Origin of the sequence: Paracoccus gahaiensis (assembly GCF_005048225.1) — a bacterium.
GTDB classification, from domain to species: domain Bacteria; phylum Pseudomonadota; class Alphaproteobacteria; order Rhodobacterales; family Rhodobacteraceae; genus Paracoccus; species Paracoccus gahaiensis.
In genome coordinates this window covers 1-12,838 of the sequence record NZ_SUNI01000039.1, presented here as the reverse complement: position 1 = coordinate 12,838, position 12,838 = coordinate 1, and the positions used below count along the sequence as shown (strand labels likewise).

The 12,838-nt window shown below is 54.0% G+C and carries 16 protein-coding genes; 8 read left to right on the top strand and 8 right to left on the bottom strand.

Annotation, left to right across the window (positions count from 1 at the left end):
- Positions 1–88 precede the first annotated feature (88 nt).
- The 4 genes from FA743_RS19140 to FA743_RS19125 all read left to right on the top strand — a co-directional run bounded on the left by FA743_RS19140 (position 89) and on the right by FA743_RS19125 (position 2,183).
- On the top strand, positions 89–1,108 hold the full coding sequence (locus FA743_RS19140) for a replication initiation protein (protein ID WP_136887673.1): 1,020 nt from the start codon (positions 89–91) through the stop codon (positions 1,106–1,108).
- Between the two features lie 2 nt (positions 1,109–1,110).
- Complete coding sequence (locus FA743_RS19135; protein ID WP_136887672.1) at positions 1,111–1,569, top strand: DNA-binding protein; 459 nt, start codon at positions 1,111–1,113, stop codon at positions 1,567–1,569.
- A gap of 81 nt (positions 1,570–1,650) precedes the next feature.
- Complete coding sequence (locus FA743_RS19130; protein WP_136887671.1) at positions 1,651–1,896, top strand: type II toxin-antitoxin system ParD family antitoxin; 246 nt, start codon at positions 1,651–1,653, stop codon at positions 1,894–1,896.
- Positions 1,893–2,183, top strand: a complete 291-nt coding sequence (locus FA743_RS19125; RefSeq protein WP_136887670.1) for a type II toxin-antitoxin system RelE/ParE family toxin — start codon at positions 1,893–1,895, stop codon at positions 2,181–2,183. Before FA743_RS19130 ends, FA743_RS19125 begins: the two co-directional genes overlap by 4 nt.
- Positions 2,184–2,934: 751 nt before the next feature.
- On the opposite strand, the gene FA743_RS19120 is transcribed toward FA743_RS19125, so the two are convergent.
- Complete coding sequence (locus FA743_RS19120) at positions 2,935–3,159, bottom strand: hypothetical protein (RefSeq protein WP_169308950.1); 225 nt, start codon at positions 3,157–3,159, stop codon at positions 2,935–2,937.
- Positions 3,160–3,522: 363 nt separating this feature from the next.
- Positions 3,523–3,675 carry a hypothetical protein gene (locus FA743_RS20385; protein ID WP_169308949.1) on the bottom strand — a complete coding sequence of 51 codons (153 nt, stop codon included), beginning with the start codon at positions 3,673–3,675 and terminating at the stop codon, positions 3,523–3,525.
- Positions 3,676–3,777: 102 nt separating this feature from the next.
- On the opposite strand from FA743_RS20385, the gene FA743_RS19115 reads away from it, so the two are divergent.
- Positions 3,778–3,984, top strand: coding sequence for a hypothetical protein (locus FA743_RS19115; protein WP_136887668.1), 207 nt, complete (start codon positions 3,778–3,780; stop codon positions 3,982–3,984).
- 72 nt (positions 3,985–4,056) lie between these two features.
- Here FA743_RS19115 and FA743_RS19110 read toward each other — a convergent pair whose 3' ends face one another.
- Positions 4,057–4,245, bottom strand: coding sequence for a hypothetical protein (locus tag FA743_RS19110; RefSeq protein WP_136887667.1), 189 nt, complete (start codon positions 4,243–4,245; stop codon positions 4,057–4,059).
- 784 nt (positions 4,246–5,029) lie between these two features.
- Here FA743_RS19110 and FA743_RS19105 point away from each other — a divergent pair.
- The gene (locus FA743_RS19105; RefSeq protein WP_136887666.1) at positions 5,030–5,797 is read left to right on the top strand and encodes an SDR family oxidoreductase; all 768 of its coding nucleotides are present in this window, start codon (positions 5,030–5,032) and stop codon (positions 5,795–5,797) included.
- 5 nt (positions 5,798–5,802) lie between these two features.
- On the opposite strand, the gene FA743_RS19100 is transcribed toward FA743_RS19105, so the two are convergent.
- The 5 genes from FA743_RS19100 to mobQ form a co-directional block, all read right to left on the bottom strand.
- The gene (locus FA743_RS19100; RefSeq protein ID WP_136887665.1) at positions 5,803–6,507 is read right to left on the bottom strand and encodes an FkbM family methyltransferase; all 705 of its coding nucleotides are present in this window, start codon (positions 6,505–6,507) and stop codon (positions 5,803–5,805) included.
- Positions 6,504–8,471: a putative bifunctional diguanylate cyclase/phosphodiesterase gene (locus FA743_RS19095; protein WP_136887664.1), complete on the bottom strand. Its 1,968-nt coding sequence runs from the start codon at positions 8,469–8,471 to the stop codon at positions 6,504–6,506. Before FA743_RS19095 ends, FA743_RS19100 begins: the two co-directional genes overlap by 4 nt.
- 3 nt (positions 8,472–8,474) lie before the next feature.
- Positions 8,475–8,987, bottom strand: a complete 513-nt coding sequence (locus tag FA743_RS19090; RefSeq protein ID WP_136887663.1) for a putative pterin-binding protein — start codon at positions 8,985–8,987, stop codon at positions 8,475–8,477.
- Positions 8,988–9,056: 69 nt separating this feature from the next.
- Positions 9,057–10,124 (bottom strand): GTP cyclohydrolase FolE2, encoded by a 1,068-nt coding sequence (gene folE2 / locus FA743_RS19085; protein WP_136887662.1) that lies wholly within the window; start codon positions 10,122–10,124, stop codon positions 9,057–9,059.
- A 140-nt stretch (positions 10,125–10,264) separates the two neighbouring features.
- Positions 10,265–11,422 (bottom strand): MobQ family relaxase, encoded by a 1,158-nt coding sequence (gene mobQ / locus FA743_RS19080; protein ID WP_136887661.1) that lies wholly within the window; start codon positions 11,420–11,422, stop codon positions 10,265–10,267.
- 151 nt (positions 11,423–11,573) lie between these two features.
- Between mobQ and FA743_RS19075 the strand changes: the two genes are divergently transcribed.
- Positions 11,574–11,825 (top strand): hypothetical protein, encoded by a 252-nt coding sequence (locus FA743_RS19075; RefSeq protein ID WP_136887660.1) that lies wholly within the window; start codon positions 11,574–11,576, stop codon positions 11,823–11,825.
- 40 nt (positions 11,826–11,865) lie between these two features.
- Positions 11,866–12,444, top strand: coding sequence for a hypothetical protein (locus FA743_RS19070; protein ID WP_136887659.1), 579 nt, complete (start codon positions 11,866–11,868; stop codon positions 12,442–12,444).
- Positions 12,445–12,838 lie beyond the last annotated feature (394 nt).

Here is a 12,838-nt window from a genome sequence, read left to right as displayed (position 1 = left end):
ATAAATCACATATGGGGACTGATAAATCACATATGGGGACTAAATCATACATTTGACAATCACAAATCTGCAATGCATTTTGTGATTTATGATTAAGACTTTGAAAGTTGCCGCTGACCGCGCCCACGACGAGACCAAAACCGTGCTGCCTGCCGAGGTGGCGCGAGGGGTCTACATTGAGAATCCGCCAAGTGCCGAAGCTCTCAAGCTGATGCACTTGCTGATCGGCACGGCGGGCGGACGCATGGCCGATGATGTGCGCCACGAATTGCGGCTGGCAGACATCAAGAAGATTGATGGTATGCGAAACCATACCCGCGCCACAATGCGGAAGCTTTTCGTGGAGCTGCGGGGCGCGGTGATCATCTTTGATGATACTGAGGCTCAATGCGAGATCATCGGCGGGTTTCTGGATCAGGCCATGCTGGATTACCGACGTGAGGTCAGCGACGATCTCTTGGTCGCCTGGTGGTTCGGCAGGGCCTTCCGTGAGATGGCCGAGAAATCCTGCCACTGGGCTATCCTCGACCGGCAGACAGTGTTTGCCTTGTCCTCAAAATATTCGATCCTGCTGTTCCAGCATGTCGCCAGTCTAGTGAACCTTAATCACGTCACCAGCAAAACCTTCACCGTGGCTGAACTGCGGGCTGTGATGGGGGTGCCAGAAAGCAAACTTATACAGTTCGGGCATTTTAACAGCCGTGCCATCCAACCCGCCGTTTCTGAAATCAACCAGACCTCACGTCTCACGCTGACCGCTACGCCGCGGAAGGTTGGCCGCACGGTTGTGAGCGTTACGCTTGCTTGGGAGGACAAACCCTTTGAGCAGAAACGCGAAGCGAAGCGGGAGCTGGATCGTCCCAAAATCGGTCGGAAAGCGCGTCGAGATGGAACGGCAGAAATGCCAGTCACTGCATTTCCCGAAGCTGGCAGCATCGCTTATTCGCCTTACTGGATCGATCTGAAGTGTAGGGCGGGCTGCAATGCAGATAATGCCAAGATCGCGACCGACTTCCGGCGGTTCATGGGTGCACGTGGTATCTCTCGTGACGCTAGCAATATTGAAAAGCTATTTTCGGATTTCTGCCAAACTGTTGGGAAGGTCTGAGGATGAGCTGGTCAATCAGCCAAGCGGCAAAAGAAACTGGTTTGTCGAAGTCCACCATCAGCCGTGCCATCAAAGCCGGTAGAATTTCTGCCTCGAAGCAAGATGACGGGGCCTATCTGATTGAGCCTGCCGAACTATTTCGGGTCTATCCTCGTGGGGTTGCGCAACCCTCATCAGACGCGCGTCATGAAGCGGTGCGCAACCCACATGAAGAAGCCTACACAACCCCCTCGCATGACGTGGAAATCTTGCGGGTGAAGCTTGCAATGACAGAAGCTATGCTCCAGCAAGAAAGAGAAAATTCCAGAAAGCAGCAAGAGACAGTAGAGGATCTTCGTCGGCGGCTGGATGCTGCGTCAGAGAAGGTTCTTGCTTTGGCGCAACCTTCATCAGACGCGCGTCATGACGCACTACGCAACCCTCCGCAACCCCGGCGGTGGTGGTCCTGGAAGAGAAGCTAAGACGCCAGCAACAACAAGATCTTGGCAGTTTGACACGTATGTATTAAATATTGGTACATACCGTTAGAGTTAGGAGCGCCCATGCCCCGCAACACCTCCGTCTCCCTCGGGGAGCATTTTACCGGCTTCATCAGCGCCCAGGTCGAAGCAGGCCGCTACGGCTCTGCCAGTGACGTGGTCCGCGCGGGGCTACGACTGCTGGAGGAACACGAAGCCCGCGTTCGAGCCCTCCAGGCAGCGCTCGATGAAGGTGATGCCTCCGGCCCCCCCGAACCCCTCGACCTCGCCGCCTTCAAGGCTGAGCTACGCGCCGGACGCGCGGGGTGACAAAGCTCCTCCGCTTCACCCCGGCCGCCCGTGCCGATCTTACCGGGATCTGGAACTACACCGCTCAGCATTGGGACACGGAGCAGGCCGATCGCTATCTCGAAGAGGTGCACGGGGTCTGCCTAGCTCTTGCCACCGGAGAGATGGTCAGTCGTCCGGTCGATCTGCGCCTTGGAACTCGCAAGGCGCGGTCCGGCTCGCATATGGTCTATGTCCGGGAAGGTGCGGACACCCTCGACGTGATCCGCATCCTGCACCAGCGCCAAGACGTTGAGCGCCACCTCTAACACTCCCCCCACTCAACCCTGAGCCTGCCCCCCTTGCGAGATGAGGTGTTATGACCCGGAAAGGGGGTCGCGCCAAGGTTGTGCTTTTAGACCTTGCACGTAGTGCTTCATTGAGGTGTGGCACGCAGACGAGGACGTCGAGTAGATGCCGGGAGTCCGTAGACTAGGACGAGCTAAAGTCCACCAGCTTCTCGTAGAGGGGCCGAATTTCTTCGTTGTGCTGATAGGCACTCAAGACTCCCACGATCAGAGCCCACTCCTCACGTGTGAGCCGTTTATCGGCTGAGGAACGAGACGGGAAAGGCTTCTTTTGCGGTCTTCCGGGAAACATAGGGGTTTTCTTTCCAACTAAGATAGGAGTGCAAGACGCTGCAAAATATCCAGTTTGTGCTGTGCACTCGAGCAGGATAGCGTCACCTTATTTTCTAAACAACCTTAGCGTGTATAAAGGTGCTGGCGGAAGCCTATCCTGCGGCGCTCGGTGATATCGGGATCGCACCCTCGGGGCTAGCCCTGCACTGGCCTTCTCTAGATGCCGATGTCTACATGCCCAGCCTCATGCAGGGCGTATTTGGCACGAAACACCGGATGGCCGCACAGCTTGGCGCAGCAGGCGGCAGGGTAACCACCGCTGCAAAGGCAGCCGCTGCGTGGAAAAACGGTGCTAAGGGGGGGCGTTCTCGCAAGCAAGCATAGATCGCTGTTATGCGCCGGAGAGAGGGAGGCACGGGATCAACGTAGAGCTGTGGGTTCAGGGCGCCTTTTCCAGGATGGTGAGGATCTGGTCCAGCTTGTCTTCGATACGCTGGAGCTGGGCTTCCTTCTTGACGAAAGCATGCAGCTGCCGTCCCAGTTCTTTCATATTCTCCTCGGTTTCCTTCTCGCGCCTAGCGTGCTCTTCAGCAAAGTGCATTCTAGCGAGGCGCTCGTATTCTTCCGAGGACGTGACGTCTACGGTGTTTTTGAGATCTGTCATATCATTTATTTTCCCATGCTGGATCATGCAACATGAGAGGGAAACTCTGCCTGGTCAAATCACATGATATTGGCCGACCCTCCCAGTACTAAAAATTGCATTGGGAGGATCAGAAAAAGCCAACCATCGATTTTGAACATGTCTAAAGGCAAGTTATCGTACCATATTTATCGTTTAAATATAGATTTTGGTCGCTTTGGCACAGTAACCATGCCTTGATTTGGAGTTTGATCAACACGAAGAGACAAAAAAACCCGGTGCGATCTCTCGCGCCGGGGTTGTCAGGACGTGGCAGCTAAAGGTGCCTGACCATTCCACCAAGGCGAGGCACCGGCCTAAAGTTCCCACGAGCGGGTGGCCGTTCTAGGCTGTGTTGGGCAGGGCCTGCTCGCTCAGTCTGCGGATCACCTCGGGCCGGGACGGCAGATCCGCGGCCTGGCGTCGGCAGGCGTCCAGGCGCGCGGCCATCGCGGCCGGCATGCGGACCAGGACCTGCACCTGTTTTGCATCAGCCATGGGGGATCCTGGTAATTTTTTCGACTGATAACGCGTGTACTTAATACCATGATACCGGTGATTCTCAGCCCCCCGACACCCTGTCCGAACGGAGACCTGACGATGCACCACGCCCCCGGCGCCTTTGCCCCTGCCTGTGTCCAGGATGCCGAACCGTTCCTGGATCTGGCGGATCGGATGACCCCGGACCGCCTGCGCCAGCTGGCGGCACTCTGCGCCGCCCGCGGGGGCGGTCTGGAGGTGATGGTGGGGCCGCTGCGCGCCTATGCCGAAGCCCAGGCCCGTTCAACCGCCGGGCGCGGTGCATAAAACCTAATATCGATCAAGCCGCCCGACCCCCGGGCGAAACATCGCCCAGTGGTTGTGAATTTCGAGGCAGGATCAGCGGCGGCGCAGGAGGTCCAGAACCTCATCAAGCTTGGCCTCGATCCGGGCCAGCTGCGCGACTTTCACGGTCTTTTCGTCGGCTTCCTTCTGCAAGCAATGCAGATCCCACTCATGCAGCTCTTCGTCTTCTTGGATCATCCTCTCTTGGGGGGTGAGAGGCTTATCGTCTTTCAAGTCATTCATGATGCGTCCTTTGCCGATCTGGGAGGGGTGTTGCAGTTGCAGGATATGGCCAATGTAGACCGAAATCGCATTCCGGTTTTTTCTGGGTGTTATGCGGCGCAGTTGAGGGAGGAGCAGGGATCAACGGACGGTTGTGAGACGGAGGGCCGTGGGGGACGATTTTCACCCCTTGGCAGGCACCCATATCGCCTACGGGTCTCGCACACGCACGGGATGATATGTACCGTTCAGATCAATCATAGGGCTGTTTTTACGCTGATCCCCATGGCAAAGTCATAGGTGCTTAGAGCGACAAACCGGGGAATTTTGATGCGGGATAGAACAGACAACGAGCTTCTCAGCTCTGAAGACATCTTCTTCCTTCTGGCCGCAATATCCCCGCATAGAAGCAATCCTGTGTACAATACCCTCTTTGAAAAGCTTTCCGACTTTCTAATTTCAAAAGATTTACGAAAAAAATCTCATTAGGGGCTATGCGTTCGATCCGAGGGAAATGGGCATCAGCCGCAGGTTTGTGGATTATTCCCCTGTCATGGTGCGCGCACCATGACAGGGCCGCGTCCATTTTCCTGGGCCAACGCGATCACATAAAGACAATATTGGGCATTCTTCTTGTGACTCTGAAATAGGGATAGTTCAGAATGATCGGGTCGTGACACCAATTTTTGTAGCTAGAAATACTCAAGGTGACCACTTGTAGGGTTGCCATCAATGGTATGGAAGGCCGATACTTCTAGCGCATGAGAAGCACGTTATCCAAACTAGAAATTTATCAGAGACATTCATGGCAGCACTTGTCACCGGCGCAGGCCACAGAATCGGGCGAGCAATGGCCCTTCATCTAGCAAAGCATGGGTTTGACATCGCTGTTCATTATTCAGGCTCTCGAGACAGCGCATTGGATACTGTCGATGAAATAAGATCTATGGGACGGCGTGCCGAGGCGATTCAGGCCAACTTTTTGAACGAACATGAGACACAGGGTCTGATTAGTAAGGCTGCAACCGAAGTTGGCCCCCTGACTGTCCTCGTAAACAACGCCTCAATCTTTGAAGAAGACACGCTAGAAAGCGCGACTAAAGAAAGCTGGGATCGCCATTTTGAATCCAATCTGCGAGCGCCTTTCGTCTTAATTCAAGGATTTTCCTCACAAGTTCCCAAGGCTGATACAGACGGGGAACCTTTGGCACAAGGTTTGGTTGTTAATATGATCGACCAGCGAGTTCATAAGCTAACGCCCCAATTCATGACCTACACTCTTGCAAAAGCGGCACTTTGGACTTTGACTCGGACTTCGGCACAGGCACTAGCACCACATGTCAGAGTTAATGCGATTGGTCCTGGCCCTACGCTAATCGGTGCGCGCCAATCAGAAGAAAATTTTTCCCGTCAGCGTTCTGCAACAATTTTACGCCGTGGCGCCGATACGGAAGATATAACTGCAGCTTTAGACTATCTTCTTCGGGCGCGCGCAGTGACAGGTCAACTTATCTGTCCTGACGGTGGACAGCATCTTGCGTGGGAAACGCCAGACGTAATGAATGTCGAATAAAATAATCAATTCTCGTAAAAACGAGGCTCCCCGTCATCGCGTGTAAATAAAACACAGGGGCCTACAGAGCCACGCGGATCATAAGAAAACCCAAGCCGATCCATTGAGGCGAAAATGCATCGTACGCCACTTAGGCCATATAGATGGTCGTGGAGTTCCAGAAAAACACGGTCTATCCCTTTCAAACATGCTAACGATAAAAGGTCACGCTCGGCTCCTTCAATATCCATCACTATGACATTAATATGATTTTTCTCTATAAATTTATCAAGATTTGATGATTTAATTGTTATTTTATGCTCGTAAGGCCCTTGGTTTTCGAGCAATGACGACATCCAAAAATCTTTGCGAATAAAAAATACATGCTCTGAGGACGGGCCAGAGGAAAGAAGCCGATGTTCGAAAGTAGCGTTTGTTATGTCGTTTGCATCCGCAACACGGCGCGCAAGTGAAATTAGATCCGGATTTGCGTCAAAAGACCAGATTGAGACATTGGGTGTGCGGGCCATGATCGAAGTTATGACCCCCAATCCGCTTCCTAACTCGACAATTCTATCCCCGGCACGCAGGATGCGAATTACACTATGCGCTTCCTTGGCCTCATATTCTCCGGCTTGGATAGATTTCCAAATAATCGGAGAAACCTCATTTTCTGAAATAGGTATTTGAAGGCCGTGAAGCAGCAAAGGCGGGGATCCAATTATTTTCATGCAATACTTCCAAATATCAATCCGGGTTCACGGCGGTGGAGATAATCAAGATGAGATGCGGGTGATGGTCGGCCAAGCAAGTACCCTTGAGCTGTGTCACATCCCAAACGTCGCACGACCTCGTATTGCTCGGCCGTTTCAATACCTTCAATAATCAGCTCTTTCCTAAGCAAGGTACTTAGTTCACCTACGAATTTGACAAGCGTTTGATTCACCGGGTCCGACGTAAGGTCGCGCATGAAAGACTTATCTAGTTTGATGGTATCGAACTGAATATCTCGTAAGACCGCGAGCGAAGAGTAGCCTGTGCCGAAATCATCCATCGCCACTGAGACACCAAAATGTCGAAGATGGTAAAGCGCTTGAAATACTTCCTCGCGCCGGTCCAACAAAACTGATTCCGTGATCTCTAGCTCCAGGCGGCGTGGATCCAGACCAACATCGCCAATGATCTTTTTTATTACATTAAAAATATCAACCGATTGCAGCTGTAGCGAGGAAATATTCACGGCGATCTTAACGCCTTCATTCCATTTTGTGGCCTCGGAACAGGCCTGCGTCAGAACTAGGAGGCCTAGATCATTGATCAGGCCGATTTCTTCAGCGATGGACACAAAGAGCGGTGCAGGAATCGGCCCATGCGTAGGATGGGTCCAACGCGCCAAGGCTTCGACACCCCTAACCTCACCTGACTTAACGTCAACCTGCACTTGGTAGGCGACATGGATTTCGCAACGGGTGATGGCTCCTCGCAAATCTTCGGCCAGCTCTTTCCTAGTTTCAAACTGGGTTTGCATATGGCTCTCGAAAAGACAGACACGCTCTTGGTCCGAAGCCTTGGCGCAATAAAGAGCAATATCAGCTTGTTTGACAAGTAACTCGCTGCTTTTATTATTAAGGCTTTCAGGTCTGGCAACGCCTATTGAACACCCAATCTGAAGCCGACGGTTAAAAATATCATACGGTACTGCAATCGCTGCGGACAGGGCATTCGCATATTCAATGCTTTCCTCGACCGTATATCCGACAAGGACACAAGCAAACTCGTCTCCGCCCAACCTGCACATAACTTTAGATTTCTTTTTAAAGCTACGCATGCGATTACTAACTTGCTGAAGCAACATATCCCCAAAATCGTGCCCGAGCGTGTCGTTGACTACCTTGAAATCATCAAGGTCCAGAAGTAGCAGGCTTACGTCACTAGCATAAGGTGAGGAAAGTTGAAGAGCCGCTTCCAATTCCTTCCAGAATAGGAGCCGATTGGGCAGTCCTGTCAAATGATCATGATGTGCTGAGTATTCGAGGCGATCGTTCTTATCTCGCAACTCTTGACTGGCTATGCTGAGATTATTGTTAAGAACTCTACTATGGCTCTGTTCAGCGGAAAGTAATCGATTGTGGCGAAGTAGTAGAAAAAGAAGGCTGCACCAGCACGTAATAAGTACAGCAACGACCACGCCAAAAATCCGGTGGGTTTTTTGAAGACTCGAAAGGCTGTCTTCGACCGAGACCCAGCTTTGTTGAACGGCCTGCGAGGGAAGGTGCGTTATCAGAGAAACCACGTCATCGAGTGCAAAAAACTCTTCGCGCAGCTGCTGCGGGTCCAGATTTTCCAAGTTTTCGTCAAGCCTGTTGATATAGGCTGAAATACCTGTGGAGGTCTCGCGCTGGGACTGCATCTTTTCGAGAAAGGCGCGCAGCGTCCCCTGTTGCAATGCCTCTAACCGGCTAAAGACGATATCAAGTCGAAGGCGGATGTTAGACCGGTCGGTTTCGCCTGTGATTAAATCACTCGCTATAGCGTTTTCTAAGCGCAACACTTCTTGCACGGCCTGACTGATTGCCCAAGCATCATTATGATGAACAACTTGTCTGAGCACCGTCTGACGCTCATGAACAGCCAGTATTAAATAAGCTGTTGCCGCGACAAATAACGCGACGGTGATATATAGTGCGCGGGTCAATCGCTACTCGATATTCAATCGTGTGACTTGCCATGCTGAGCGAGAGTAATAGGTTTGGTTGTCCAATTCGCGCATATCATCATAGGGATAAATAACAAATAGTGGTCCTTTATTACGAACCGTCATCTCTTCACCATTTAGGCGGCTCGCAAGTATAACGCCTGTCTCTACGGTATCAGAGATAGGTATATCAACTTCGTAGTCATTCAGGGCGACGGCGGTGATCGTCTCTCCCTCAGCTCCAACAAATTCAAGTAGTCTTGAAAACGGCACTCCGGAAAAGACCATTTCGCTATCAAACCACGGCGTCGCCGTCTTGATGTCAACCAGGCCCAGACCTTCGAGCATTGCGCGATCCAGTTGAGCAATCCCTTCCGAATTCGTATTTTCGATCCTGCCAGATATGGTCAGGATGATTTCTCCCTTTGGCTTGCTAATTTCATCGGCGAGTACGCTGTTTACGTGACCCATTGTTAATGCCGCCACCATAATTGATAGATAATTCGACAGAGGCATGTTATCACTCCTTGATATTTAATAGGGCGCAGTAATTATTTTGACATAGAGCCTCTTCATAGAAATAGATTAACCAATATGATAGAGGGTAGAAAACAACCTTGGATCGAGGCTAAGTTGGGAAAACGTTGGTCCTTCGGTAAGAACTGACACGGCGTCATGCGAATGCAGCGACTCTTGGTGACTGGCAACGATTCTGAAATCACCCACCCGTGGGTCAGCCTGTAACTCTGCGCAAAAGGACCTTGCCGCGTCTTCGACAAACATTGGATTAGCAGCGTTCAGTTCGGCAAACGCTTGCTCGTCTTCACGTTTCACCATGGTTTGCGTTTCGGTTGGTACCGCTTTGCGTGCCAGCGAAATCAGATCCTCAAACCACAACTGCTCTCCGGTCATTTCTATCGAAAGGCGCGCGACTGAACGTTGTGAATGAGGAGTAGCAAGCTGACTACGTGTCTTTCGGGCATGCTCCGATAATTCTAAAGAGCAAGGGCACGTGGACGAGTAAACATAGTCTAGATGCATTATCTTTTTGCGCTGGCCGCCTGCATCTGCAAGTTCCAAAGCTATATCGTAGTATTGCCACCCTGCTAGGCCAGATCGGAGTGACTCTACACGTGCAGGAAACGAAAACCGCATTTGAATGCGGGCATCAAAACTTTCCAGATCGTGTTTATAGTCGTTCAATGTATGTTCGATGACCTCGAGGGAGAAATCGCGTTCGGCATGAACATAAAAAGAGCGCATAATGCGGCTCATGTTGATGCCCTTTTTCTCCGCTTCCAAACTGACTGTGCCGGTAACAGAGGTTTCGAGGACGATATCCCCACCGTCCCGGAGGCGGTAACGGATCGGTAACCTAAAATTTGAAATCCCTACGTGCTGAATGACTGCCTGCGCACCGACGATCAGGCTCGACGGGCCGTTCTGCAGGTCTGGCAGAGATGAACGATAGGCCGCGTCACCCCTGAACACTTCAGGATATGTGCGACTAAAATCGGGATAGGCTTGCAGAGCTAGAGAGACTGGCATGGCAATTGGATCATGCGCGCGCGAGAGAGCGCCATATCTCTGTAAAACAGCGAGGGCAGCCTCGGCTTCCTCCAGTGTCGGCTTGTCAGGAGAAAGAACGTTCATCTACTATCCTTAGGCGTGTAGGTTCCTGCTGTCTTACGAACACAGCAAGTTTTCTCCAAGCACAATAATACATTCTCAGGTTGAATGGTGCGCCTTCTGGCTTTGGTGCCGCAGATGGGATCAGACATCTTGTAAGTGTCCTACCGACCATGGCTCGGCCCTTCGCGCTCAGCGGCCCGCTGTCGTTCCAACGCCTTCTCTTGCTCCAACACGCGTTGACGCTCCCGATCCTGCGCTGTCAGATCCGCCCCGGCGCGATCAACGTTGCGCTTGATTTCCACACCGCGATCCACACCACGCCCCGCCCGCGCGGCTTGTAGTCGTTCGAGGGCAGTCTGCGGCGCATCTACGGCCCCCCGCGATGCCCGGGCGGCCTGAAGCCGCTCCAGCGCCGTCTCTGGGGCGCGGGTGAGGCCAAGGGCTGCCGTGCGCTCCTGCACCCGGTCCATGGTCCGCTCCAGCCACGCGCGGGCCTGCGTCCGGAACTCGCGGGCCACCTCGCGGACCTGAAGGCCGATCTCGCGAACCTCCTGCCAGCGATCGGAGGCCGGTGTGGCAACCCCGCGCCGCATCATGCTCCAGCCCCGGGCACCGACATCGGGCAGGGGCGGGCGGTCCAGCTCCACCGCCCGTGCCATCTCCGCGACGTGGACCCGCTCGTCGCCGTTGCGCTCCGCCACAGAGGCCCGCGCAAGCGCCTCCGCGCGCTGCGCCTCCAGGGTGCGGTGATCCACGCGCTCATGGACGCTGCAGCGCTCGAGCGTCTGGTTGACGTGCTCGGCCCAGGACGACCGCCAGTCCACCAGCAGCTCCTTGGCATTCCAGTCGCGGTTCTTGGCACCGAACCCCTCGGGTCCGATCTCCCGGGTGGTCAGCATGATATGCGCATGGTGGTTGCGCTGGTCCCCTTCACGCCCCGGGGCGTGAAGGGCGATGTCAGCCACCATCCCCCGGGCGACGAACTGCGCCTGAACAAACCCGCGCACCAGATCGCGGTTCTGTTCAACCGACAGCTCGGAGGGCAGGGCGACGCGCACCTCGCGGCTGACCTGCGCATCCTTGCGGCGCTCGATCTGCTCCACGGCGTTCCACAGCGCAGAGCGATCCCGCGCCCAATCCGGTGCATGCTCGGGGGCAAGGATCTCGGTGTGCTCGACACCGTGCTTGCGGGTGTAGTCGTGAACCTCGCCGGTGCGACGATCGACGACACGCTCAGCGGCGCGATACGCACTTGCGGCAGTCGATGACCGCCCCTTGCTGCGGGAGATCACCGAGGCATCAAAATGATAAATCGCCATGATCGCCCTCTTGGCTTGGTTTCGAAAGGATGCGCAGCGGTCCTTCGCTCACACGTCGCTCGCGACGTATAGGTGAGCACTTCGTGTCACCTCAGCATTTACCACCGGCGTCAGAATTGCTACCTATCGCACAACCAGAGGGACGCAAACCATGAAGACACTCGACCAACAGATTGCAACGGCTGAATCCAAGCTCGCCTTGCTCAGATCCAAGAAGAAAGCCACCGACACCCGGGTCAAGATCATCGTCGGGGCTGTCGTCGTGAAGGCGGCGCTGGAAAGCCCGGACGCTGCCGCAAAGCTGGCAGGCCTGCTGCGTGACCGGGTGACACGCGACCTCGATGTGAAAGATATTCAGCAGCTTCTGGCAAGCCTCGACAAAAAGGCAGTGCGCAATGGCTGATCCGAGAAATCCTGCCGCAGCCCCCACCCCCCAGGACGAGATGCTGGAAGCCCTGGTCTCCGTCACTGCAGAGAACACCACCACGCTGATCGACGTCCAGCATCAGGCAGCAGCAACAGCGGCCTCGGTGAAAGATGCCCGCACCTACATGGCGACGGTCGTCAAGAACACGGACTGGGAGACCAACGGCAAGAAGATCGCCGCCATTCTGGACAAGGCACTGCTGCAGGATCGCACCGCCCTGCATGCCGTCGGAGAAGCCGCACGCGACATGCGCGGGACATCCATCGAAATCACCCACAGGGCCGTGGATGCCGCTGTGGCACAGAAGGACGCCAGCAAAGCCTTCGACAGCGCCGCAGAGCGGCTTCTAAGGGTCCTGGAGACCCATCAGCAGGGTCGGTGGCGCAGAGTAGGCATCATGGTCCTCATAGGGGCTCTCTGCGGCGCTGTGGGGTTCTTTGCCCGCGAGCCGGCAACCAGGTTCCAGCACCTTTGGGACGCAGGGGTCGCGCTCAAGCTCGACGCTGCCGATGCGGATTGTAAAACCCTCGGCGGCAGAACCATGCCCTCCGGTGACGAATGGGCCTGTGTCATCTGGCAGGACCCAGATCAGTGAGTTTGATGCAGTTCAGTCCGGGACGCACCTGTGTCGGCATCGGACCAAGCTGAAGGACGGGCCTGGGATGACGGACACTGAGCCCGTTCTCAGCATCGCAAGGAAGCCGACAGGTGGGCCGAATGAGGGGAAACAGGTCCATTCAGCACTAAAATCTGATGCGAAATGGGCGAAGCCCCTTCTTGTTCTTCTTAGTTCTATAGTTCAGGCGGGAATAATGATTATTTTACAGATACTTACTGTTATATAAATCACATATGGGGACTGATAAATCACATATGGGGACTGATAAATCACATATGGGGACTAAATCATACATTTGACAATCACAAATCTGCAATGCATTTTGTGATTTATGATTAAGACTTTGAAAGTTGCCGCTGACCGCGCCCAC